Here is a 24,460-nt window from a genome sequence, read left to right as displayed (position 1 = left end):
CTTCAATCGCGATCGATCCAGCACGCTCCCACCGGGAGCGCCCTGGACCGGGCGCGGCATCTCGTGCACGGCCTCCCCGATCGAGGCAATGCAGGTCTGCTGCATGGATCCGGACATCCGCTCCGCCGCCGAAGACATCCTGGGGCACACCTTCAACGATGTGTCCCTTCTCGACCGTGCGCTGACGCACGCGAGCATCGCGTCGTCGCGCGTGGAGAGCAACGAGCGCCTCGAGTTCCTTGGCGATGCGGCGCTCGGACTGATCATCTGCGAGTACCTCTACCGGACGAACCCGGACTTCCTCGAAGGCGAGCTCACCAAGATCAAGAGCCATGTGGTGAGCCGACGCGCCTGCGCCGAGATCGCCGTCGAACTCGGGCTCGATCGTCTGCTTCTGCTGGGCAAGGGCATGTCCGCCCGCTTCGGGCTTCCTCCGTCGGTCTCCGCGGCGGTCTTCGAGTCACTGATCGGAGCGCTCTATCTCGACGCAGGTCCCGAGGTGACGCGCGACTTCATCCTGAAGCACATGCGAGGTCGTGTGGAGCAGGCGACGCGCCTCGGTCACCAGTACAACTTCAAGAGTGCATTGCAGCAGGCGCTCCTCGAACAATCGAGGCCTCCGGCGATCTACACCATTCTCGATGAGAAGGGGCCCGATCACGCGAAGTGCTTCGAGGTCTGTGTGCAGAGCGGAACTGACCGTTTCCCGCCCCGCTGGGGGAACTCGAAGAAGGAAGCGGAGCAGCTCGCCGCACTCGAAGCGTTGCGGACGATGGGATTGGTCGTCGAGACCGACTCGGGCGAGCCGATGCTCACTGATCTGTCGCTGCCGGTGACGACCTCCGACGACGAGGAGTGAGCCAGGTCACTTCCACGCGGCATCGAGCGCATCGAGCGACGCGTGGGCATCAAGCAGGGTCGTGTCGATCTCGCCTTCAGCAAGCCGCCGGTAGAGGCCGAGCCTCGCGGCGGCGAGTGCGTCCATCTCCTCCCTCGGTGTGAGAGCGGTGAGTGAGGGGCGAAGGACTCCGCTGCGCGCGATGCGGTCGCAGAGCGTGCCGGTGTCCGCGTGCAGAAGGACGATGCGAATGGCTCCCCGCGCCTTCGCCGACTCAAGCAGGCTCTCGGCGCCATGCGCCGTGGGCGTACCCCCTCCAAGCGCGATCACCCGCTGCGCAGGTTCGGCGGCCCCCGACGCGGACGACGCAAGCAGTCGCTCGAAGACTCGACGCTCGACAGCCCGGAATGCCGGCTCACCGAGCGATCGAAGGGCGGCGCCAGCGCTTTCGAAACCCGAGTCGAGGGCAATGAGATCGTCCAGATCAATGAACTCAGCCCGCCGACGCTCGGCGAGAGCTCGCCCGAGCGTGCTCTTGCCGCTGCCGCGGAGGCCGATCAGGACCAGATTGGGGGGCGGGCTCACCGAACGCGGATGCGGCGGCCGAGCCGGCGCTTCCGGTTGATGATCTTGCGGCCCTTGCGCGTGCTCATCCGAGCGCGGAAGCCCACGGATCGGACCTTCTTGATTCGGCTGACGCGGTGGGGGTAGTGCATGGCGAATCGGGGAGTCTAACGACCCCTTGGCGGGGGAGCAAGAGGTCATGCAGACAGGCCTTTCGAGGCCCCGCGTAAGCATCTGCGAGAGGCGTGAGGAGACCAGCACCGGCAAGCGGCCGATGCGCGCCTCTTGGGTGCCCGCGTGACGGTCCGCCCGAGGCCTGGAAGCCATTGCCGGGAAGCGGGTGACGATTGCCTCGTGGGTCCCGTGGGAGTGTCTGGGCGATGCGTGAGGAGGCCACCACCGACAAGCGGCCGACGCTTGCCCTTTGGGCTCAGGTGGGAGTCTCTGTCGCAGGTGAGGTGCCGCAAGCAGGGCTCAACCCGGGTGTGGCCGCGATTCTCCCCTTTGCCCCGGCTTCAATTCTTCGAACGCGCGTCGGTCAATTGCTTACTGCCCGCCGTGGCGGACAACCCGACCCTCGACGAGGAAGATGACATCCTCGGCGATGTTCGTGGTCATGTCGGCCATGCGCTCGAAGCGCTGGGCCACGGTCAGGATGTCGATGGCCGCTCCTGTCGCCTCGACATGTTCGGGAATCTCCTTCCGGCCCCAGGCGAGGATCTCCTTGTAGAGATCGTCCACGCGACGATCGGCGCGGCGGACCTGCCGGCAGAGGGCGGCATCCTCGTTCGCGAGCGCGGCGAGCACATCGCTCAGCATCGTGCGCGCGGCGAAGGCGAGGTCGGTCATGGCCGGCGGCATCTCGATCTCGGTGACGGCGGAGAGCTTGATGAGCTTCTTCGCGATGCCCCGGGCCAGGTCGGCGATCCGCTCGAGTTCCCCCGACACTCGGATTGTGGCGAGGATGAACCGGAGATCACTTGCCACCGGCTGCGCGAGCGCGAGGAGCCGCATGCAGATGCCTTCGATCTCCACCTCCATCGCGTCGACTTCGTTGTCGCCATTGCGGACTGCTTCCGCGGCGCTGACATCGCCGTCGATCATCGACTCGATGACCTTGGTGACACGCTGTTCAACCAGCGCGCCCATGGCAAGGAGGTTGCGTCGGAGTTCGACCAGTTCGTTGCGAAGATCAACGGCCATGGATGGATGTTCCGTGCGGGCGGCGGGTGAGGGCTCAGCCGAAGCGACCGGTGACATAGTCCTCGGTCTGCCGTTCCTTCGGGTTGGTGAAGAGCGTGTCGGTGGGGCCGCTCTCGATGAGCTTGCCCTCGAAGAAGAAGGCGGTCTGGTCGGAGACGCGGGCCGCCTGCTGCATGTTGTGAGTGACGATGATGATGGTGTATTGCGCGCGGAGCTCGCGGATCAGCTCCTCGATGCTCGCCGTGCTGCGGGGGTCGAGTGCCGAACAGGGCTCGTCCATGAGCAGCACTTCGGGGCCGACCGCCAGCGCTCGCGCAATGCAGAGGCGCTGCTGTTGACCGCCGGAGAGCCCGAGCGCCGAGGCCTTGAGTCGATCCTTCACCTCATCCCAGATGGCGGCTGCACGCAGTGACTGCTCGACCACCTCGTCGAGATCGCTCCGATTCATTCGGCGGTGCAGTCGCGGTCCGAAGGCGATGTTGTCGTAGATGCTCTTCGGGAAGGGATTGGGCTTCTGAAAGACCATGCCGACGCGGCGCCTGAGTTCGACGACATCGGCCTGTCGGCTCAGGAGATCGATGCCATGCAGCGAGAGCTCACCCTCGGCCCGCGCGCTCGGGATCGTGTCGTTCATCCGATTGATCCAGCGCAGGAAGGTGCTCTTGCCGCAGCCCGAGGGGCCGATGAACGCCGTCACGCGCCGCGCAGGGATGTCGAGATTGAGTTCATGCAGCGCCTTGAAGGTGCCGTACCAGCTCGAAAACTGTCGAGTCGTCAGCGCCACGGGTGGCGCCGCGCTCTCGGCCGCGTCCGGGGCCTTGGTCGGAAGTCCAGCAGTCGGGGAGGCGAGTGTCGGCCCGCGGCTGGGCGGGGTGGTCATGGTAGATCCCTTCAGGTGCGGATCGCGGGAGGTCTGGGTCATGAGAGCGGCTTCTGAAGCTTCGTGCGAATGAAGATGGCCAGGGCATTGAAGGTCAGGAGCACCACGAGCAGCACCACGATTCCTGCGGCGGCGAGATCGCGGAAGTCAACTCGGGGATCCGCCGCCCAGCGGTAGATCTGGAGCGGCAGCACGGTGAACTCGCTCATCAGGTTCTCAGGAGTTCTCCGCAGGAAGAGCGGCACGCCCAGGACCAGCAGCGGCGCCGCTTCACCGATCGCCCGGCTCATGGCGAGGATGGCGCCGGTCATGATGCTTGGAATGCTTGCTGGAAGCGTCATGCGCCACACCATCTGCCAGCGCGTCGAGCCCATCGCGAGCGCTCCCTGTCGCAGGGAGTTCGGCACGGCACGGATCGCCTCCTGGCTCGCAATGATCACGATGGGCAGGATCACCAGCATCAGCGTCAGTCCACCGGCGAGGACTCCCGAGCCGAAGGGGAGGCGAATGTAGAACCAACTGTCCGGGGTACCGAATTCGAATCCCGGCTTGTCGCGGGCGGTCCCGAAGATGTTGAAGAGGCGAGCAAAGGCGGTCAGTCCGATGATTCCGTAGACGATGCTCGGCACGCCCGAGAGGTTCGAGATGTTCAACCTGATGAAGTTCGTCAGGCGATTCTTGGGGGCGAACTCCTCGAGATAGATGGCGGTGGCCACGCCGGTCGGAAGCGCCACCAGCCCGCAGATGGCGCAGACCCAGATGCTGCCCCAGAGTGGCGCGCGGATTCCAGCCTGAGCCGGAAAGCGCGAGGCATACGAGGTGAAGAAGTCCCACCGCAGGTAGCCCCACAGATTCCACGCCGCCCACACGAAGAGCAGCGCGAAGATGATCTGGCCAGTGCGCAGCACGGGCCGCGGGAGAGGCACGAAGAGCATTACGCCAAGGAGCGCGGCCAGTCCAGCACCAAGGTAGAGCGTGGCATTCCCGAAGCTCTCGAATGGGCCCGGAAGCGACCACGCCGTGTTGAACGCGGCGACCTTCTCGGCTTCGAGGAGCCAGTGTCCTCCCTGGATCGTGATCGAGATGAGCAGCAGGGAGAGAACGATGATCGCCACTGTCGTGCAGAAGAGACAGATGACGAGGAACGCGCGATTGAGATTGTTTCGAGCCGCCAATGAAGTCGGCACGGCCGCGTCAAGGATCTGCGCGGCCGTGCGGCGCCTCGGCTCGGTGGGCGGCGCTTGACCGGGTGAGAGGGCGCGGCTCACTCGTACACCTCCCGGAAGCGGCGAAGAATGATCGACCCCAGCACCGCCATGGTGAGCGTCATGACGAAGAGGACGGCGGCCACCGCGAAGCTCGACTGGTACTCGATACTGAACGCCGGCGCATCACCCAGGAAGATCTGCACCATGTATGCCGTGATCGTCTGCATCTGGTCGGCGGGATTGAGCGAGAGCTGCGCCATGCCGCCGGCGGCGAGAGCCACGATCATCGTCTCGCCGACCGCCCGCGCCATCGCCAGAAGGAACGATGCGGTAATCCCCGAAAGAGCCGCGGGCACGACCACACGGACGCTGACATCGAATCGCGTCGAGCCGAGCCCGAAGGCGGCTTCGCGGAGCGAACGCGGAACGGCTCGGAGCGCGTCGTCGGAGAGGGAGCTGATGATCGGCAGGATCATGATGCCCACAGCCAATCCGGCGCCCATTGCATTGAAGCCACCGAAGACCTGCATGGGCTCGCCGCGAAGAAGTCCCGTGATGAAACTCGCCGGCGCCTGAAGACCGTAGGGCGTGATGACCATCAGCGCGAAGAAGCCATAGACGACCGTGGGGACGCCGGCGAGCACTTCGAGAATCGGCTTGATGACCGCCCGGGTGCGCTCCTTGGCGTACTCGCTCAGATAGATGGCGGTGATGAGTCCGATCGGAAGCGCAAACGCGGCGGCGATCACCGTCACCATCAGAGTTCCGGTGACGAGCGGGAGCACTCCGAAGTGTCGTTCGGCGCCGAGAAGCGGCTCCCATCGAGTGCCGAAGAGGAACTCCGTCGGCGAGACGCGCTTGGGAATGCGAATGGAAGTCCCCGGCTCAAGGCCACGATCGGGAGGCCAAGCGCCGTCGTTCACCGCCATCAGAGCCTCGGTCCCACCGAATCGGGCGGCAAGTGAGTCGGCGTTGTCCCCCTCCTGCACCAGATACGGGGCAGGGAAGGTGGTGGTGAAGAAGCCAGCGGTCTCGACGACCAGCACCATGATGATCGCCGCTGTTGTCACGATTGAAAACAGCGCGGCTGCAAAGAGAAGAACGCGCATCGTGCGATCGCTCGCAGCCCGGCCGGCGCGAGAACGCACCTTGCCTCGGGTTGCGGCGGCCGCGGCTGCTGCGGCGGCATCTCGGATTGCCTGGAAGCTGCTGCTCATCGTGAGGAGGCACGCCAAGGGCGGCGAACTGTGGCCTGAAGATGGTTCGCCGAGGACGAATGACCCGGGCGGCGGCAGCCGCCGCCCGGGTCTGGTTCAATCACACCGAGGGCATCCGCACCGGATGCCCCGGCTTCAGGTCACTTGTAGACGGTCGTGATCGGGCCGTGCACCGGATTGCCCTGGGCATCCATGAACTGCGAGCCCGTTCGCCGGTTCTTCCAGTTCGTCATCGCGTTGCCGTAGACCGACTCGGGGAACTTCACATAGCCCACTTCGCCGGCCAGGGTCGGAACCTTCTCGAGGTAGAAGCGAACGAAGGCGTCGACCTCGGGGCGATCGGCTGCCTTGCGATTCACATAGACGAAGAGCGGTCGGCTGAGGGGCTCGTAAGTTCCATTGCTGATGGTCTCCGTGGTCGGGGCAACCGCCACGCCCTTCGAGTTCACGATCGGAATGGAGCGAAGCTTGTCCTTGTTCTCGAAGTAGTACGCGCAACCGAAGAAGCCGATGGAGCTGCGATCGCCGGCGACGCCGGTGACGAGCACATTGTCATCCTCGCTGACGGTGATGTCTGGGCGGACATTGCCATCCTTGCCGACGACGACTTCCTTGAAGTAGTCGAAGGTGCCGCTGTCGGTTCCTGGGATGAAGATCTTGATGGGAGTGGCCGGCCACGCGGGGTTCACATCCTGCCAGGTGCGAGCGGGGCTGCCCGCAAGGAAGATCTTCTTGAGGTCATCGACCGTGAGCTTGTCGACGGCGGTGTTGTCCTTGTGGGTCACGATCGTGAGTCCGTCGAAGGCGATCGGGACCTCGATGAACTCGATCTTGTTGGTGGCCGCCTGGTCGGCCTCGCTCTTCTTGATGGGACGGCTCGCATTCGAGATGTCCGTCTCACCCGCACAGAATCGCTTGAATCCGCCGCCGGTTCCCGACATGCCGACGGTGACATTCACCTGCGGCGCCACCTTGGCGAACTCCTCGGAGACGGCTTCCGTGATCGGGAAGACGGTGGAAGATCCATCGATCCGGATTGCGGATCGGGGCAGGCCCTTGTAGTCCTGCGGCGCGGCAGCCAGCGCCGCGACGCCGAGCGTCAACGCGGAGAGGGTGGCAATCTTGGGAGATGTCATGTTGAGTCCTTCCTGGGGAAATCGAGTTGCGGGTGGCAACCCCGCCACCCACGGCCACACTTTCTCCAGCGTATGTGAAGATCGTGTAAATCGGGGATGCGAATGCTGGCAAGTTGAGGTCTGCAGCCCTCCCGAAACACCACGGGAACGCTACGCCGCGAGCTCGACCTGCCGTTGATCCTTGGGAAGCTGAATGGTGAAGGTGCTGCCCCGCCCAAGTTCGCTCTCGACCGACACCTTGCCCCCATGCACCATGGCGATGTGCTTCACGATCGCGAGCCCCAGGCCGGTGCCGCCCGCCTCTCGCGATCGACCGTGATCGACTCGATAGAAGCGCTCGAAGAGTCGCGGAAGATGTTTCGCCGCGATGCCCGGTCCCTGATCGTGCACGGACATGGTGCACTGCCCGCCTGAAGCCTCAGCGCGGACGCGCACGGTGGTGCGAGGTGCGCTGTACTGGACGGCGTTCTGCACGAGATTCACCACCGCCTGCCCGAGCAGCGACTTCGACCCGGTGACGGTGAGCCCCTCGGGGACTTCGTTCATGAGTTGAATCTCACGAGCTTCGGCGGTGCCTTGCATTTCATCGAGCACGCCGGTGACCAGTTCTCGCAACTCCACCGGCTCGAACTGAAGTCGTCGATGGACCTGGCGCTGTTCGAGTGAAGAGAGCGAGAGAATGTCCTCGACCAGTTGCGCGAGCCGTCGAGCGTTGTCACGAATGACACCGAGGAACTGCTGCGCGCGCCCGGGGTCCTCCCAGCCGATGTCGAGCAGCGTCTCGACATAGCCCTTGATGTTGGTGATCGGTGTTCGAAGCTCGTGACTCACATTGGCGGCGAAGTCGCTCCGCATCGCCTCGAGGCGGCGCTCGGCGGTGACATCGTCGGCGGCGATCAGGAGTCCAGCCGGTGTGCCGCGCGGGTCGAGCATGGGTTCGGCGGCGAGTTGGAGAATGCCCGCCGATGCGGAGTCGAGCGTGATCTCCCGGCGCGCTGAACCACCTGCGGCGATCGCATCATTGACGAAGCGATGAACCTCCGGAGCGCGGACGACTTCGGGGAGCAGGCGACCCCGCGCACTGCCGCCGGGAATGCCGAAGAGACGCTCGGCGGCGGCGTTCATCGAGACAATCCGCTGCTGTTCATCGAGCGCCACGATGCCCGTGGTCATCGACTGGAGGACGAGCTGATGCGAGGCGAGCTGGGCTTCGAGGAGCCGGGCCCGACTCTCGACCGCCGCAGCGCGGGCCTGAAGGTCGGCCGTCGCACGACGATGCGAGCGGACCATGAGCATGGCGCCCACCGTGGCGCCGATGGCGGCCGCACCAAGAAGGGTGGCAACCATGATGGCGGGATCTGTCTCGATGGCGGGGTCACTCCGATGAGGCGCCGACGCCTTCGGAGAAACGATAGCCGACTCCCCGCACCGTCTCGATGCAATCGGCGAGATCACCTAGCTTTCGACGCAGCGCGGTGATGTGCACATCGACCGTTCGGCTGGAGAGGACCGTGTTACGGCCATGCACGGCGGCGATGATCTGATCCCGTGTTCGAACGAAGCCCGGTCGCTGCGCCAGGTACTGCAGCAGCATGAACTCCGTGAGCGTGAGGTCGAGCGTCTTGCCGCGGCAGATGACCGTGTGACGACCCGGATCGATCACCAGGTCGCCTCCGGCCACGACGATTCGATCGGGTGTCGCTTCCTCGGCCGGGTCGCCGCCCTGTCGGCGGCGAAGAACATTCCGCACGCGCGCGACCAGCACGCGCGGACTGAACGGCTTGGTGACATAATCGTCGGCGCCGAGCTCAATGCCGGCGACCACATCAGCCTCTTCGCCCTTGGCAGTCACCATGACGACGGGGATGTTGCGAGTTGCCTCCTGCTGCTTCAGGCGACGGCAGACTTCCATGCCGCTCATTTCCGGCAGCATCAGGTCGAGGATCACGAGATCCGGCGTTTCGCGCTTGATGGCATCGAGCGCCTGGCGCCCGGATCGCACCACGCGCGCCACCATTCCATCACGCTCGATGTTGAACTGAATCAGCTCTGCGATCGCAGGTTCATCTTCCACGATCAGGACACTGGTCTTCTCTGCCACGGGCGGCTCCTTGAGGTGCGGGCGCCATCCGGTCCGTGCCGGCGACTGATCGGTATCTCAGACTCGACGGGTTCAGATTCTGTTCAGAGTCTATGAAGGGCTCGGTGCTTCTCGGGGACCAATGGTGATTCCATCGTGAAGCCGCGAGTGGCTCCGTCCCGTGATCTGGGGGAGGGAGATGGGCACGCCGTCTTCGGCGAGTGCTCCGAGGACGGCCCAGCAGACGGCCTCACGGAGCTCGATCGGAATGCCGAGGGTGTCGCTGGTCACGACAGTGCGACCGCTCGATTTCGTGATCGCGCGGAGCAGGGCTCGGTTTCGCGATCCGCCGCCCGCGAGGACCCAATCCTCGGCATCGGGCGCCAGTGTTCGAACACCTCGGGCGATGGCCTCACCCATCGCCCGCGTCATCGATGCAAGGGCGTTCTGTGCCACGGATCGGGGGGGAGTTGATGTCGCCGAAGGCGCCACGAGATTGAGCACCCGGTCAAGCTCATCACCAGTGCCGAGGCTTCGGCCCCTGGCAGTCATGGCTGTGAGCGACGCCACGAGCCGCCCTGTGATCGCCGGACACGCCTCACCCTGTTCCGCGGAAGCGCCGTCGCGATCGAAGGGCTCGCCCAGCATGCGCCGCGCGGCCAGGTCGAGCCACTGGTTGCAGGCGCAGAAATCGGCTCCGCGAATGGCCGCGAGCGCCTGCTCCGCAGGCTCATTCGCCGACGGGAGCCCGGTGGCGTTCGCGAATCCGCCGAGATTGATGATCACGCGAGGCTGCGCGTTTCGAAAGAGAATCCAGTCGGCGAGCGGAGTGAGGGGAGCCCCCTGGCCGCCTTCAGCAAGGTCTGCGCTGCGGAGATCGCAGATCACCCGGCACTTGAGCGCGGCAGCGATCGGCTGTGGCTGGAGCAGTTGCCACGAAAGGGGGGGCGCATGCAGGATCGTCTGTCCGTGCGCCGAGATGAGATCCACTCGCTCGCCCCCGGCGAGTCGCTCGCACTCCTGCGCGTGCAGGAGCGCGAAGTCGCGGCCCAACTCAGCGAACTCCCGAGCGCGAAGCGGTGCTTCTGTTGCGGCGGCGCGCAATCGCGGTTCAAGGGCACCAAGCGATGCGCTCCGGCCGCGGATCAATCGCGCGCGCATGGCAAGTCCCTCGCCCTCGATCTCGACGAGCGCGAGATCGAGTCCATCGAGACTCGTCCCGCTCATCGCGCCGATCACTCGTCGAGTGCGCATGGCTCCATGGTCCACGGCTCGAGCGCCGCGGGCAAGCGGGGCTCTGCACTGGATCGTCTTCCGAGCGTGAGCGGTACGATCGGTGCGTGACCAACTCCGGCGAACAGACGGCGGAACATCTCCCGGATGACCCCCGCCGTGATCCGGCCCTTGGTGGTGGAGGGGGGGGCGAGCGTTCGTTGATGGGCGCGGATGACGCCCGCCGCAGCGGGGATTCGAGCGCTCATGCGCGCTTCGTGCCGGGCGCCATGATCGCCGGGCGATACCGGGTTGTCTCGCTGCTTGGCCGTGGTGGCATGGGGGAGGTCTACCGGGCCGATGATCTTCGACTCGGACAGACGGTGGCGATCAAGTTCCTACCCGCCTTGGTTGAGAAGGACGAGGCGAGGCTCGCCCGGCTCAACCAGGAAGTCCGACTTGCGCGTGAGGTGGCGCACCCCAATGTCGCGCGCGTCTTTGACATCGGTGACTTCGAGGGCGAGCACTTCCTGACGATGGAGTTCGTCGATGGTGAAGACCTCGCCTCACTCCTGCGCCGGGTGGGGCGACCCAATCCGGACAAGGCCATGGAGATCGTCCGGCAGATCTGCGCGGGAGTTGCCGCACTGCATGAACGCGGGGTGCTGCACCGGGATCTGAAGCCCGCGAACATCATGCTCGACGGACGCGGGCGCGTCAGGATCATGGACTTCGGGCTCGCGTTGCGTCAGCAGGTCGATGGCTCCTCCGTCGGTGCCGCTCGGTCCGCCGGGGGAACTCCGGGCTACATGGCCCCCGAGCAGTGGTCGGGTGGCCCCGTCACCGAGGCGACCGATGTCTACGCCATCGGGCTGATCCTTCATGAGCTCTTCACCGGTCGGAGTGCGGCGCAGGGGGAGTCGATCGATGCCTACCGACGCTGGCATCTCTCGACGCCGGTCGAGAGTGTGAGTCACTCCCTCTCCGAAGTGAATCCAGAGATCGAGCGCGTGATTCTCGCGTGCATCGCGAAGGATCCCTCCGAGCGCCCGGCCTCGGCGCTGGCCGTGTCGGCGATGCTTCCGGGAGGAGATCCGATCGCGACGGCGCTTGCCGCGGGCGAGACACCGTCGCCGGACATGGTGGCAGCCGCCGGGCGGGTCGACCGGATCTCGCCGACTCATGCCGTGATTCTCGGCGTCACGCTGCTTGCGGCGCTCCTGACATGGGTGGTTCTGCCCAGCCCGCTCCGACCTTGGGACCTCGCCCCGCCTCGGAAGCCACCCGCGGTCCTCGCCGATCGCGTTGACCAGATCCTGGCGCGCCTCGGCAGCGAGGAGCGGCTCCCAGGCCGGGCGCAGAGCTTCGTCTTCGACGAGTCGATCACCCAATGGCTGCGCCGTGAGTCTGGCACCGACCGGGACCTCTCGTCGGCGGTGAAGCGCGCCGATCCGGTCTCGTTCCTTGTGCGACGCTCGCCGCGCGCCATGCTGCCGCTCAACTCGATGACCCGGGTGACGCTTGATGATCCTGCCGTCGATCGCGCGGGAATGGAGGTGATTCAGCTCTTTTCCGACGGACGACTTCGACACTTCGAGCGGGTTCCCGCCCGGCGCGTGGATGCCCTCGGCGACGAAGCCGGGAGCGCGCCTCGCGCGGTCGCAAGCGAGGAGACGCTCGCGGCGCTCATTCGGGACGCGGGGTTCGATCCAGGCTCGCTCAGGAGCGCCGAGCCCCAGCGTCGTCCTCGCGTCTTCGCCGATCGCGTGCTGGCGTGGGAGGAAGTGAACGACGACGGCGCCGAACCGTGGCGAGTGGAGGCGGCCACGCTGGAGGGCGCGGTCGTTTCATTCGAAGTGGTGGGACCGTGGATGAGGGCGGGTCAAGAGGTGGGGCGAACGGCGCCTGAACGGTCGACTCGATCTGACGCGCCGGCACGGGTGGCGGGGTGGCTCATCTTCACGCTGCTGCTGGTCGCGATCACCGTGATGAGTCTCCTGGCGCTTCGACATCTTCGTCAGGGGCGCGGCGATCTTCGGGGCGCCCGGGCGCTGGCCCTCGCGGTGATGGGCATTGCCCTGCTTCGCTGGTTGATGCTCTGCGACTTCGTCTGGTCGCCGACCATGTTCGATCGCCTGGTGTCGGCCGGTGTTGGGCTGTCGCTCTTCGCAGGCGCCATCGCGTGGGTCCTCTACATCGCGCTTGAACCTTTCGCTCGACGGGTCTGGCCCGCCACAATGGTGTCATGGCAGCGGCTGGTGCGTGGACAGTTCCGGGATCCGCTGGTGGGCCGCGATCTGATTGTCGGAGCAATCGGCGGCGTCCTCTACCTGCTGGCGGGCACAGCAGGCCTGATGGTGGATCGTGCGCTCGGGCAGCCGTCGGTCATCGACCTCTCCCTGGCGGGGGCGCCGTTCTGGCTCATCCCACTCATGGGCGGTGTGCGCCCCGTGGGCATCATGCTCGTGGCGATTCAGTCAGGAGTCATCGTGCCGATGGTGTCGCTTCTCTTTCTGGTGGTGATGCGCATGATCGTCAGGAGGTCGTGGGTCGCGGCAGGGCTCTTCTGGCTGATCTATTCGGCGTCGGTCCTGCTCAGTTCGCCCACGCTCCTCTCCGGCATCGTCTTCGGCAGCCTGGTCGCCACCATCCTGCTCATCCTCCTGATGCGATACGGGCTGGTGGCCATTCTCGGCTCACAGGTGGTGGGTTCGCTGCTCACTCTCTTCCCGGTCACCAGTGACACCGGGGCATGGTTCTTCTCGATTGGATTGATCGGGGTCGTCCTGGCGCTCGTGCTGTCGGGGGCGGGGCTGGCGGCGGCCGTGGCCGGTCGCTCGGCGCCGGCGTGGTTGGTGGCTCGCCGCGGCGGGGCCGCCGCTCTAGTACCTTCATCGTGATGCTCAAGCGGATTCTTGTGACTGGCGGAGCGGGCTTCCTCGGCTCCCATCTCTGCGACCGACTCGTGGCGGCCGGCCACGAAGTGATCTGCCTCGACAACTTCTACACGAGCCAGAAGTCCAACATCGAACACCTGCGCGATCACGCGAACTTCGAGGTCATGCGGCACGATGTCACGGACCCGTTCAAGGTGGAGGTCGACGAGATCTTCAACCTTGCCTGCCCTGCAGCGCCGGGCCACTATCAGTTCAATCCGATCAAGACGATGAAGACCTCGGTCATGGGCGCGATCAATGTGCTTGGCCTCGCCAAGCGCATCCGCGCGAAGGTCTTTCACGCGAGCACGAGCGAGGTCTACGGCGATCCCGATGTGCATCCGCAGACGGAGGCGTATCGAGGCAATGTGAACCCCATCGGGCCGCGCGCCTGCTACGACGAGGGCAAGCGCGCCGCCGAGACACTCATGTTCGACTACCACCGGATGAACAAGGTGAACATTCGAGTGGTTCGGATCTTCAACACCTATGGACCTCGCATGCACCCCTTTGACGGGCGCGTGGTCAGCAACTTCATCCGGCAGGCGATGCGGAACGAGCCGATCACGATGTACGGCGATGGCTCGCAGACGAGGTCGTTCTGCTTCGTCGACGATCTCATCGACGGCTTCCTGAAGATGATGGCGGGGCCGGATGACTTCGTCGGCCCGGTGAATCTCGGCAATCCCGGCGAGTTCACCATTCGCGAACTCGCGGAGAAAGTGGTCAAGCTGAGCGGAAGTTCATCGACCGTCGGCAGCGGTCGGCCGCTCCCGCAGGATGACCCGCTGCAGCGCTGCCCCGATATCTCGCTCGCCAAGGCGAAGCTCGGTTGGGAGCCGAAGGTTCACTTGGATGAAGGCCTGCGGCGCACGATCGCCTGGTTCAAGTCGATCGACATGAGCGCCTATCGCCCGCCCACGCCGAACTATTGATCTCGCCGTTGCCGGGCGTCTGATTCCGTTGACGCCGGACGATTGAGCGCGCCGTTGCCGGGCGTCTGAGGTCACTACAGCCGGGCTATTGGCCTCGTCGGCGCCGACGGGCCAGAACCAGCAGTGCGCATGGAGTGAGCACTGCCGGCGTGGGCACCGCGAGTGCGCGAAGATCGAGCTGGTAGAGCTGCGGATCGTTCGTGAGATTGAACACGGTCACCTGAAGTTGCACCGACTGTCCAGGTGCAAGCGGCGACAGTCCCTGCGCCGCCGCATCGAAGTGCGCGAAGGCGAAGGTCTCATCGATCAGCGCCACGCCGCCGATCCATGCGCCGGCGATGAACCGTGGTTCAAAGTGCGTCACGAAGTTGAGAAGCTCGCCGCCACCCGTCGCGGCAAAGCGAATCTCGAAGCCCGCCCAGGCGCTCGCTGACGCGTTCGTGAGTGTGATCGTCCACTGATCGAAGGTGACCGGCTGAATCGACTGCATGGCCGAGCCGCCGAGGCCGTCGGGCGCGACCGTGAACCAGAGGTCCGCCTGCGGGAGGTCAACCGGCGGGGGAGTGACCAGCGCGGACGATGCGGCTCCGCAGAGGGCCATCGGGAGCAGGCTGGTTGCGAGTGACCTGAGTCGGGCCATGGGATCGAATGTACAGCGGGGGGAATCGCCGGAAAATGGGGAAGGGCTTTGAATGAGGGGCCGTGGACCTCCAAGAATGGCCCCCTCTCGCGGGCCGGGCGGGGCGATCACACTGGGCAGATGGTCTAGAAGTGACTTCAATCACGAACCAAAAATCTACCGAACAGGCCTTGACGGCGCCGATGTCTTTGGCGATCCTTACAGACACCGAACGGACCGCGGCCGAAGGCCGCTCGCCGCAGGAAATCAGGCAGGGACACGAACTTCGGCCGTCAGGCCTCACACCAGTTTTCACCCCAGTTCGCAACACAGGGCTCATTCAGGAACCGCATTCCAAGGAAGGTCACATGGTCAGCAACAGCACGAACGCTTCTCCCTCCTCTCGATCCCCTCAGCCAGCGTCCGGGGTCGTCAAGTCTCCCGCTGGTTCGGATGCACGGACCGCCTCCAGCCCGGAGGGACGCACGGGTACAACTCGTGGGCCCGTGGCGTCGGATCGTTCCGTCGGCCCGGCGAGCCAGCGCAGCGTGCAGGAGGCGCCAGTGAGCCAATCGAAGTCCGTTGAACCCAAGTCCGTCGAACCGAAGCCCGGGGACCGAGCCTCGGGGGGTGCAGGAGCGCCCGCTGGAAACTCGAAGTCGACGACCGGTCCGGGAGCGGCCGCAGCGGCGCCCGATACCAAGGGCAAGTGGAAGGCGCTCGAGGCCGCCATGAGCCAGATCGAGAAGAGCTACGGCAAGGGTTCGATCATGCGCCTCGACGGCGAGAAGATCCCGGAGATTCCGGCGATCTCAACCGGCGCGCTGAGCCTCGACCTGGCCTTGGGTGGCCGAGGGCTGCCGAGAGGCCGAGTGATCGAGATCTTCGGTCCGGAGTCGAGCGGTAAGACAACATTGGCGCTGACGGTCATCGCGCACGCCCAGAAGGCGGGCGGAGTGGCGGCCTTCATCGACGCCGAGCATGCGCTCGACCCCTCATGGGCGAAGCGGCTCGGCGTGAACCTCGACGAGATGCTGGTCTCGCAGCCTGACACCGGGGAACAGGCTCTCGAGATCTGCGAAATGCTCGTTCGCAGCAACGCCGTCGATGTGGTCGTGGTCGACTCGGTCGCAGCCCTCATTCCGAGGGCGGAGATCGAGGGCGAGATGGGTGACTCCCATGTCGGACTTCAGGCTCGCCTCATGAGCCAGGCGCTCCGGAAGCTCACTGGCGCCATCGCCAAGAGTGAGACGATCGTCATCTTCATCAATCAGCTCCGCGAGAAGATCGGAGTCATGTTCGGCAGCCCCGAGACGACGACAGGTGGTCGCGCCCTCAAGTTCTACGCGTCGGTCCGAGTGGACATTCGCCGCATCGGCTCCATCAAGGACGGCGAGCGGAATGTCGGCAACCGCGTTCGCGCCAAGGTGGTGAAGAACAAGATCGCGCCACCCTTCCGCGAGGCTGAGTTCGACATCATGTTCGACGAGGGCATCTCGACGGCGGGCGATGTGCTCGACCTCGCGGTGGCCGATGGAGTCGTCGACAAGAGCGGGTCGTGGTTCAGCTTCTCCGGCACGCGCCTCGGACAGGGGCGCGAGGGTGCGAAGGGCTTCCTTCGCGAGAACCCGGAGACCATGGCCCAGATCCGGAACGAGGTGATGCGTCGGAGGCTCGCCAATCCTGCGGGAAGTGGTCGGCGAGCCAACGACGACGAGTGACCCGTCGGATCGAAGTCGGCGCGCGCTCAGAGCGAACGCCGACAGCGGGATCGTCTCGGGTTCGCTCATCGTGCCCGGGCGTGAGAAGCACACGGAGGGGGCCCCTCGGCGTCGGAGGCCGAGGGCTTCTTTGCTGCGCTCGATCGAGTGCCGCCTTGCTCGTTCATGCGGGAGCCGCGTACACTCCCTCGCTTCGGTATCGCGGATGTGGCGGAATTGGCAGACGCGCAAGATTCAGGTTCTTGTGGGGTAACACCCGTGGAGGTTCGACTCCTCTCATCCGCATGAGGTCGTCCCGGGGCGGATGGCACCAGCCGTCCGCCCCGGCGGCGAAACCCGGGGATCGCCAGGTGACTATCCTGAGTTGCACACTCGATGGTGCACTTGGGCGGAGTCTCTCCGGGTGAACAAACGATCGCATGCCCCCATTCATCTACTTCGACAACAACGCCACCACTCAGCCTCTTCCTGAGGTGATCCGTGCAGTGCAGGAGGGGATGGTGCGAACATGGGGGAATCCATCGAGCATTCACCGCTTCGGCAACGAGGCGAAGCAGCAGGTCGAACTCGCCCGTGAGAAGGTCGCGAACCTGGTCGGCAGCGTCGCCCGCGATGTCATCTTCACCTCGGGCGGGACAGAGGGCGCGAATCTCGCTCTCGTCGGTTCGCTCCAGGCGCAGCAAGGCCGCCAGGTGATCGTCACCACGCGGATCGAGCACAGCGCCGTGCGTGAGCTGGCTCAGCAACTGGCGGCCCGCGGGGTCGAGGTGATCTGGTTGCCGAACTCCGGCGATGGAGTGGTCGACACCGACGCCCTTCGCTCGCTTCTTGCGGCGCGCGCGAAGGAGATCGCGCTCGTGAGTGTGATGGCGGCCAACAATGAAACCGGTGTCATCCAGCACTGGCGTGACATGGGCCGCCTTTGCCGGGAGCATGGCGTGCGATTTCATTGCGACGCGACGCAGTGGGCCGGGCGCATGCCGACGAACCTTGCCGAAGAGGCGGTCGATCTCTTCAGCTTCGCGCCGCACAAGTTTCATGGCCCCAAGGGCGTCGGCGCCCTCATTGTCCGGCAGGGGGTCAGGCTCGGTTCGCTGGTCGTCGGTGGTCCGCAGGAGCGAAAGCGACGAGGCGGGACCGAGGCGGTGCCGGCGATCATGGGCTTCGGAGCTGCAGCCGAGTGCGCTCGAGAGTGGATCTCCGATCCCGAGCACCCGAACGCGGTGCGGCGCCGACGCGATCGACTCGAGATGCTCCTGCTCGAAGGGGCGCCCAATGCTCGCGTGAACGGGGCGCTGGTGCCGCGCATCTGGAATACGACCAACATCGGCTTCCCCTGTTTGGAGGCGGAGGCGATGCTGCTTCTCTTCTCGGAGCGCGGCATCTGTGCGAGCGCAGGGTCGGCGTGTTCCTCCGGCTCACTCGAAGCCTCGCCGATTCTCCGAGCCATGGATGTTCCCCCCGATCTTGCGCACGGTTCGGTGCGCTTCTCCCTGAGCCGCTTCACGACCGACGAGGAGATCGAGGTGGGCGCGAAGCTCATTCTCGAGTGCGCCGCACGGCTGCGCGCGAGCTCGCGAGCGCTGCCCACGGCCATGCGCTCGTGATCAGGACGAGGCACTTCTTCGGCGCGTGACCGTGGTGGACGCGAACGCCTGACTCAATCGACGCGCGCGGTGCATGCGCCCGATGCTCATCGGCTCGCGCACTCGGAGCGCTCACTCGGACAGCTCACTGCGACGAGGCCCTCGCGATCAAGCGTCGCGCCACTGCCGGTAGCGCTCGACGAGGGCCTTGGTGCTCGAATCGACGCCCGCTGGAATCGCCGCGCCCTTGGAGAGCATCGGCGCGATGCGCTTCGCGAGCACCTTGCCCAACTCGACTCCCCACTGATCGAAGCTGTTGATTCCCCAGAGCACTCCCTGGGTGAAGACCTTGTGTTCATAGAGCGCCACCAGCTTGCCGAGCATCGCCGGCGTGAGTCGATCGCAGAGAAGCACATTCGAGGGACGGTTGCCTTCCATCTCCTTGTGCCGGGCGAGCCATGCGGGCACGCCTTCGCGCTCGATCTCCTGCACCGTCTGCCCGAACGCGAGCGCCTGCGTTTGCGCGAAGACATTCGCGTTGAGCAGATCGTGGTGATCGCCGAGCTGATGCAACGGCTGGGCGAAGGCGATGAAGTCGCAGGGCACCAGCTTCGTTCCCTGGTGGATCATCTGATAGAAGGCATGCTGGCCGTTCGTGCCGGGCTGTCCCCAGATCACCGGACAGGTCTGCCACGCCACGCGCTCGCCATCGAGCGTGACATGCTTGCCATTGGACTCCATCTCGAGCTGCTGGAGATAGGCGCTGAATCGATCGAGGTACTGGAAGTAGGGGAGAATCGCGACGGTCTCGGCGCCGAGCAGATTGTTGTTCCAGAAGCCGACCAGAGCCATCGTGACGGGCAGGTTGGCTTCGACGGGCGCATGGCGGAAGTGCTCATCCATGGCCCGGAAGCCTTCGAGCATCGCGCGGAAGTGGTCGACTCCAATCGCGATCATCGTTGAGAGACCGATCGCCGAGTCCATCGAGTAGCGACCACCGACCCAATCCCAGAAGCCGAACATGTTGGCGGTGTCGATGCCGAAGGCCGACACTTCCTTCGCGTTGGTCGACACGGCGACAAAGTGCCGCGCCACTGCCGCCGTGTCGCCATTGAATGCTCTGAGCGACCAGTCGCGCGCCGTCCGGGCATTGGTCATCGTCTCGAGCGTGGTGAAAGTCTTGCTTGAGATGATGAAGAGGGTCTCCGCCGGGTCGAGCCCGCGCGTCTTCTCGACGAAGTCATTCGCATCGATGTTGCTCACGAAGCGGCAGTCGAGTTCATCGGTGGCGTAGACGCGCAGGGCGTCGTAGGCCATCGCCGGCCCGAGATCGCTTCCCCCGATTCCGATGTTGATCACATGCCGGATGCGCCGGCCCGTGTGGCCGAGCCACGCGCCGCTGCGCACGGCGGCGGCGAAGTGCGCCATTCGATCGAGCACTGCGTGCACCTCGGGTACGACATTGACGCCATCGACCTCGATGACGGCATCCTTCGGCGCCCGAAGCGCCGTGTGCAGCACGGCACGCTGCTCCGGCGTATTGATCTTCACGCCGGTGAACATCGCCTCGCGGCGCGCGGAGAATCCCGCGGCGGCGAGCAGGGCGCGGAGCAGCCTTATCGCCTCCGCATCGACGCGCTGCTTCGACCAGTCGAGGTGGATGCCAAGCGCCTCCGTCGCCATCGCGGCGCCGCGATTCGGCTCGGCCGCGAAGAACTCCCGCAAGTGGCGCTGACGCAGACCGTCGGCGTAGGCTCGGAGTGCGCGGTACTCCGGCAGGGCATCGAGCCGCGGTGTCGATCGACCCGCGGCGGCGGCGTGCGAAGAGGTCGTCGTGGGGTTGCTCATGGGAATCTCCGCTGGAGTTGCAATGGCCGTCGGAGCGGAGGACCCCGCACGGGGAACCGCTTCACATGGCGCTGACTTGCGGCGCTGCGGGGTTATACTCGCTCAACATGAAGCCCACCGCACTCCTCTCGATCTCGGGCCAGAGCATCTGGCTGGACAATATCTCCCGTCGTCTGCTCACCAGCGGCACGCTCGAGAAGTACATCAGCGAGTTCTCCGTGGTTGGCCTCACCAGCAATCCGACCATCTTCGAGAAGTCCATCGCCGGCTCGCGTGACTATGACGATCAGATTCGCGAGCTCGCGTCGAAGGGCCTCGATGAGGAGTCGATCTTCTTTGAACTGGCCATCGCCGATCTCCAGCAGGCGGCCGATCTCTTCAAGCCGACGCATGAGCGCACCGGCGGCGTGGATGGCTGGGTCAGCCTCGAGGTGAGCCCCAACCTCGCCAACGACACGCAAGGCACGATCGAACAGGCGCTCGAGTTGCACGCGAAGGCGAAGCGCCCGAATCTGCACATCAAAGTGCCCGGTACGCCCGAGGGCCTGCCCGCCATCGAGGAGCTGACGGCCCGCGGCATCTCGGTCAATGTCACGCTGCTCTTCTCCTCAGATCAGTACCTCGATGCTGCCGAGGCATACCTCCGCGGCTTGGAGCGACGCCATCGCGAAGGCAAGAGCCTGCGCGTCGAAAGCGTGGCGAGCGTCTTCATCAGCCGATGGGATCGCAAGACCGCGGATCGCCTGCCGCCGTCTCTCAAGAATCGTCTCGGTGTCGCGATCGGCATGGAGTGCTACCGCGCCTACGCCGATCGCTATGCGACCGATCGCTTCCTCCGACTTCAGAACGCCGGCGCGAGGCCGCAGCGACTCCTCTTCGCGAGCACGAGTACCAAGGATCCGCGACTCGCGAACACCTTCTATGTGACCGAGCTCTCTGCCGGGCGCACCGTGAACACAATGCCCGAGGAGACACTGCTCGCCTTCCAGGATCACGGGCGAGTCGAGGACATGCTTCGACATGACGGTGGTGATGCCCATCGCATTCTCGGTGACTGCGAGAAGGCGGGCGTCTCCATCAAGGCAACGGCGGAACAGCTTCAACTCGAGGGTCGAGATGCCTTCAAGAGGAGTTGGGACGATCTGCTGGAGCAGATTCGATCGAAGTCGTCGGCGCTCGTCCATTGACCATCCGCAAGCAGCCACCTCAAGGCACGGGATGCCGCCGCCTGCGATTGATCGCTGGTGCCGTGGTCGGCTGGGTGGCGGTGGCGCTCGCACTGCCGCTGGTTCTTCCGCACTCGCAGTTGCACGCGATTCACGGGGGCGAGGAGAGCGTCATCGAGTTCGCCTCCGTCGGCCTCTGGGTCGCGGCCGCCATCGCAATCCCCGTCTTCCTGCGCCGCGCGTCAGCGGCCGTGGTCGCCGGCATGCTGCTCTGTCTTGGTGCGGCGGCTCGAGAGTTGGACTTTCACAAGCGATTCACAGAGATCGGTCTCTTCAAGTTGAAGTTCTTCCTCTCCCCTGACATCGGCGTCGGTGCCAAGGTGTGCGGCGTCCTGGTCATCCTCGTCCTCGCCGCTTCGATCGTGCTGGTCGGCCGGGCGATCTGGTTGCATCTTCGAGCGTCCGGCGGATGGCGGTCGGAGTGGGCTCGCTGTGCAGCGCTCGCCTTGGGGCTGCTCCTGTTCGCGAAGTCTCTCGATGCCGCGCCCTCGACGCTGAAGAGTGCCGGTGTGATGCTCTCCGGGAGTGTGACGAGAATGATGGGCTCCGTGGAAGAGCACATGGAAGCCGCGGCGCCGCTCATTGTGGTCGTCGGATTGGCGCTCGTGCCCCGGAGAAGGCGCCGGCAGCGCCCGGCGGCGTCAGAGGTGGCAATCGACCCTGCTACGATCGCCGCCGCGCCGCTCATTCGGCGATAGTCCCATGGCTCACGGATTTCTTGACGAACTGCGCTGGCGCGGACTGCTCCATCAGGTGACTTCCGAGTCACTCGCGTCCTTTCTCGCGGCGCCCGGACAACTTGGATATGCCGGCTTTGATCCGACCTCGGACAGCCTGACCATTGGGAACGCGATTCCCATGCTCATGCTCGCTCGCTGGCAGCGGGCGGGACATCGGCCGCTTGTTCTCATGGGTGGAGGCACCGGTCTGATCGGCGACCCGAGTGGCAAGAGTGTCGAACGGACCCTCATGAGCGAGGAGCAGGTGCGCCACAATGTCGCCAGTCAGCGCGCCATCTTCGAGCGCGCCATCGACTTCACGGGAGCCCACGCCGGCGCCATCGTCGACAACTCGGAGTGGCTTGCGAAGCTCGGCTTCATCGAGGTGCTTCGCGATGTGGGCAAGCACTTCAGCGTGAATCAGATGATCGCGCGCGACTCCGTGGCGGCGCGCCTCAATCAGCGTGAGCAGGGCATCAGCTACACCGAGTTCAGCTACATGATCCTGCAGGCCTATGACTTTCTCCATCTCTGCCGCACGCGTGGCTGCCGCGTGCAACTGGGCGGCAGCGACCAGTTCGGAAACATCGTCTCGGGCATCGATCTCATTCGGAGGCAGGAAGGCATCGAGGCTTTCGGCATCACGAATCCTCTGGTGACCGCGGCGGATGGCAGCAAGATCGGCAAGAGTGAGAAGGGGGCCATCTTCGTGACGGCCGACCGGACTTCGCCCTATCGCTTTCACCAGTTCTGGCTGAACACCTCCGACGCCGATGTCGGACGCTACCTGCGCTGGTTCACCTTCCTGCCGCGCGAGCGCATCGAGGAACTCGAGGCGATCGCAACGCAGCGACCCGAGGCACGCGAGGGGCAGCGCGTGCTGGCCGATGAATTGACAACGCTCTTTCATGGTGCCGGCGAGACCGATCGGGCCCGCCGCGCGGCCGAGGCACTCTTCTCCGGCCGCGTGTGTGACCTCGATCAGGGCATGGTCCGTGAGATCGCCGCGGAGCTTCCCTCGAGCGAAGTGTCAGAGGAGCGTCTCGCGGGCGAGGGAACGCCGCTTGTCGAGCTTCTTGCCGAGACGACGCTCGCGAAGAGCCGTCGCGAGGCTCGCGAGTATCTCGCGGCAGGCGCGGTGCTCATCAATGGCGACAAGGCTTCGGCGGAGCATCGGGTTCGAAGCAGCGATCTCCTGCATGGCGAGGTAGCGCTTCTTCGACGCGGCAAGCGGAACTGGCACGCCCTTCGACGCGGTGGTCGAAGCGGGTGAGAGGCTCTCTTTGAAGCCCCGCGTTGCCCGGAGCGAGCGGGGAAGACGCAGGTCAGGGCAAGTGGCCCTTCGAGCGCGAGCCGGACGGGCTTCTGGGACGCAACCGAATGATCTCGACGCCCTGCTGCGAAGCCGCCGCCGATCGGAGGCAGAGAGAGTTCCAGGGGGTGGCGCCGGAGTCAGGCGCGACATTCGGTGCCGTCACGGCCGCGGCGAGGGCGTCGGCTCGACCGCAGGTGGCGGCGAGGTCCGCGGTCGCTCGGTGATGCGGAGCGGGATGGCGGGAGCGGTGTCTGTCGAGGTTCCGATGCGTGTCACTGTCACTCCCGACGGGAGCAGCCAGAGCGTGATTGGCTTTGACACCGAGCGACGAACGAGATCTTCGGCCCCGAGATGGACAATCGCTGCAATGCGAGCGCGTCCCGACTCGATCTGCGAGATCGCATCGCCGGGACCGGAGATGGTGACGCTGCGGAGGAACTCGCTTCCCGGCTCGACGACGATCTCGTAGTTGCGAAGGTCGGCGGGTGGGCCTGCGATCTGGACAGGCACGGTGGGAATCACCGCAGTTCGATCGCGCGATCCGAGAATGAACGAGACGCGGACTACGGCGGGCTCGACGCGCGCAAGCCCCCGTGCTGACTGTAATGACTCGGGGAGCCGCAGGGGGGCATCCACCGTGTGTCGGCGACCCGGTTCGAGGTTCCGCACATCGACGAAGGCCTCGATTCGAGGCTGCGCGATGCTCTCCGCGAGAGATGCCGGCAGCGTGAGTTGGGCCTCAGGTGGCTCGATGACTACGGAGCCGGAGATCTGCGCGAGAGGAATTGCGGCGACGATCGGGACCGTCTGAGTGACGAGGCGCCCGATCGTGAGCGTGACCGTGTCGGGCCTCGCGTTCAAGACCGAGAGATCGAGTTGGCGGATCTCCGGCAACTCGGCGAAGACCTTCGCCAGTTCGACCTGGAAGCGCCCCGCTTCCGCGGGAACGCCGCCGAGCCCGAGCCGCAGGTCCGCGCCGCCCTCAAGAATCGCCCCGGCTCGCTGCAACGCTTGCCGCGAGCCGCGGAGTTGGAGCGTGGCGGTGAGCGCATTCGATGGGTCGACGGAGAGCGGCTGTCCCTCCGCGGTCACAAAGCGGACCGTGCCGGTGATGGTCGTCTCCTCGCGCGTCTTCTCCGCCGCCCATGTCCAGATGAGGAGCGTGACCACTGCGGCGATCAATCCGGTCGAGAGTCGATTGGTCCAGTTGCCCATGA

Annotated in this window: 20 protein-coding genes, 1 tRNA gene and 1 pseudogene; 9 read left to right on the top strand and 13 right to left on the bottom strand. The window is 65.3% G+C overall.

What is annotated here, in order from left to right:
• The first annotated feature begins 103 nt into the window (after nucleotides 1-103).
• Complete coding sequence (rnc, locus tag KF724_09840) at nucleotides 104-859, top strand: ribonuclease III (protein MBX3355984.1); 756 nt, start codon at nucleotides 104-106, stop codon at nucleotides 857-859.
• A 6-nt stretch (nucleotides 860-865) separates the two neighbouring features.
• Here the strand turns inward: rnc and KF724_09835 are convergent, their stop codons facing one another.
• The 10 genes and pseudogenes from KF724_09835 to KF724_09790 form a co-directional block, all read right to left on the bottom strand.
• A complete protein-coding gene (locus KF724_09835) occupies nucleotides 866-1,423 on the bottom strand; it encodes an AAA family ATPase (GenBank protein ID MBX3355983.1) in 558 nt (185 codons plus the stop codon).
• Entirely contained in the window at nucleotides 1,420-1,554 is a 135-nt protein-coding gene (locus KF724_09830; protein MBX3355982.1) for a 50S ribosomal protein L34, read from the bottom strand. Before KF724_09830 ends, KF724_09835 begins: the two co-directional genes overlap by 4 nt.
• Before the next feature lie 394 nt (nucleotides 1,555-1,948).
• The gene (gene phoU, locus KF724_09825; protein ID MBX3355981.1) at nucleotides 1,949-2,605 is read right to left on the bottom strand and encodes a phosphate signaling complex protein PhoU; all 657 of its coding nucleotides are present in this window, start codon (nucleotides 2,603-2,605) and stop codon (nucleotides 1,949-1,951) included.
• Nucleotides 2,606-2,639: 34 nt separating this feature from the next.
• Nucleotides 2,640-3,485 (bottom strand): phosphate ABC transporter ATP-binding protein, encoded by an 846-nt coding sequence (locus tag KF724_09820; protein ID MBX3355980.1) that lies wholly within the window; start codon nucleotides 3,483-3,485, stop codon nucleotides 2,640-2,642.
• 38 nt (nucleotides 3,486-3,523) lie between these two features.
• On the bottom strand, nucleotides 3,524-4,753 hold the full coding sequence (locus tag KF724_09815) for a phosphate ABC transporter permease PstA (GenBank protein ID MBX3355979.1): 1,230 nt from the start codon (nucleotides 4,751-4,753) through the stop codon (nucleotides 3,524-3,526).
• Nucleotides 4,750-5,910, bottom strand: coding sequence for a phosphate ABC transporter permease subunit PstC (gene pstC, locus KF724_09810; GenBank protein MBX3355978.1), 1,161 nt, complete (start codon nucleotides 5,908-5,910; stop codon nucleotides 4,750-4,752). The genes KF724_09815 and pstC overlap by 4 nt, the downstream gene beginning before the upstream one ends.
• 140 nt (nucleotides 5,911-6,050) lie before the next feature.
• Nucleotides 6,051-7,046 carry a PstS family phosphate ABC transporter substrate-binding protein gene (locus tag KF724_09805; GenBank protein MBX3355977.1) on the bottom strand — a complete coding sequence of 332 codons (996 nt, stop codon included), beginning with the start codon at nucleotides 7,044-7,046 and terminating at the stop codon, nucleotides 6,051-6,053.
• 150 nt (nucleotides 7,047-7,196) lie between these two features.
• Nucleotides 7,197-8,393: a PAS domain-containing protein gene (locus KF724_09800; GenBank protein MBX3355976.1), complete on the bottom strand. Its 1,197-nt coding sequence runs from the start codon at nucleotides 8,391-8,393 to the stop codon at nucleotides 7,197-7,199.
• 28 nt (nucleotides 8,394-8,421) lie between these two features.
• A pseudogene (locus tag KF724_09795) lies at nucleotides 8,422-9,129 on the bottom strand (response regulator transcription factor).
• 108 nt (nucleotides 9,130-9,237) lie between these two features.
• On the bottom strand, nucleotides 9,238-10,380 hold the full coding sequence (locus KF724_09790; protein MBX3355975.1) for an anhydro-N-acetylmuramic acid kinase: 1,143 nt from the start codon (nucleotides 10,378-10,380) through the stop codon (nucleotides 9,238-9,240).
• Between the two features lie 86 nt (nucleotides 10,381-10,466).
• On the opposite strand from KF724_09790, the gene KF724_09785 reads away from it, so the two are divergent.
• Nucleotides 10,467-13,238 carry a serine/threonine protein kinase gene (locus tag KF724_09785; protein ID MBX3355974.1) on the top strand — a complete coding sequence of 924 codons (2,772 nt, stop codon included), beginning with the start codon at nucleotides 10,467-10,469 and terminating at the stop codon, nucleotides 13,236-13,238.
• Nucleotides 13,238-14,209, top strand: a complete 972-nt coding sequence (locus KF724_09780; protein ID MBX3355973.1) for an SDR family oxidoreductase — start codon at nucleotides 13,238-13,240, stop codon at nucleotides 14,207-14,209. The genes KF724_09785 and KF724_09780 overlap by 1 nt, the downstream gene beginning before the upstream one ends.
• 85 nt (nucleotides 14,210-14,294) lie before the next feature.
• Here the strand turns inward: KF724_09780 and KF724_09775 are convergent, their stop codons facing one another.
• Nucleotides 14,295-14,849, bottom strand: a complete 555-nt coding sequence (locus KF724_09775; protein MBX3355972.1) for a hypothetical protein — start codon at nucleotides 14,847-14,849, stop codon at nucleotides 14,295-14,297.
• Between the two features lie 347 nt (nucleotides 14,850-15,196).
• Here KF724_09775 and recA point away from each other — a divergent pair, with 347 nt between their 5' ends.
• The 3 genes from recA to KF724_09760 all read left to right on the top strand — a co-directional run bounded on the left by recA (nucleotide 15,197) and on the right by KF724_09760 (nucleotide 18,156).
• Nucleotides 15,197-16,549, top strand: coding sequence for a recombinase RecA (recA, locus tag KF724_09770; protein MBX3355971.1), 1,353 nt, complete (start codon nucleotides 15,197-15,199; stop codon nucleotides 16,547-16,549).
• 201 nt (nucleotides 16,550-16,750) lie between these two features.
• Nucleotides 16,751-16,834: transfer RNA gene (locus tag KF724_09765), tRNA-Leu, on the top strand.
• Nucleotides 16,835-16,968: 134 nt separating this feature from the next.
• Nucleotides 16,969-18,156, top strand: a complete 1,188-nt coding sequence (locus KF724_09760) for an aminotransferase class V-fold PLP-dependent enzyme (GenBank protein ID MBX3355970.1) — start codon at nucleotides 16,969-16,971, stop codon at nucleotides 18,154-18,156.
• Nucleotides 18,157-18,303: 147 nt separating this feature from the next.
• Here KF724_09760 and pgi read toward each other — a convergent pair whose 3' ends face one another.
• Nucleotides 18,304-19,983, bottom strand: a complete 1,680-nt coding sequence (pgi, locus tag KF724_09755; protein MBX3355969.1) for a glucose-6-phosphate isomerase — start codon at nucleotides 19,981-19,983, stop codon at nucleotides 18,304-18,306.
• Nucleotides 19,984-20,090: 107 nt separating this feature from the next.
• On the opposite strand from pgi, the gene tal reads away from it, so the two are divergent.
• From tal to KF724_09740, 3 genes are read left to right on the top strand one after another with little or no spacing between them, the layout of a single operon-like run.
• Nucleotides 20,091-21,170, top strand: coding sequence for a transaldolase (gene tal / locus KF724_09750; protein MBX3355968.1), 1,080 nt, complete (start codon nucleotides 20,091-20,093; stop codon nucleotides 21,168-21,170).
• Nucleotides 21,167-21,907, top strand: coding sequence for a hypothetical protein (locus KF724_09745; protein MBX3355967.1), 741 nt, complete (start codon nucleotides 21,167-21,169; stop codon nucleotides 21,905-21,907). The genes tal and KF724_09745 overlap by 4 nt, the downstream gene beginning before the upstream one ends.
• A gap of 4 nt (nucleotides 21,908-21,911) precedes the next feature.
• Entirely contained in the window at nucleotides 21,912-23,201 is a 1,290-nt protein-coding gene (locus KF724_09740) for a tyrosine--tRNA ligase (GenBank protein MBX3355966.1), read from the top strand.
• Between the two features lie 201 nt (nucleotides 23,202-23,402).
• Here KF724_09740 and KF724_09735 read toward each other — a convergent pair whose 3' ends face one another.
• Complete coding sequence (locus tag KF724_09735) at nucleotides 23,403-24,458, bottom strand: hypothetical protein (GenBank protein ID MBX3355965.1); 1,056 nt, start codon at nucleotides 24,456-24,458, stop codon at nucleotides 23,403-23,405.
• Nucleotides 24,459-24,460 lie beyond the last annotated feature (2 nt).

The organism is Phycisphaeraceae bacterium, from assembly GCA_019636735.1.
In the GTDB taxonomy this organism is placed as follows: Bacteria; Planctomycetota; Phycisphaerae; order Phycisphaerales; family SM1A02; genus VGXK01.
Note: the sequence above shows the minus strand (reverse complement) of the source record. Positions and strands in the feature narration are given on the sequence as shown.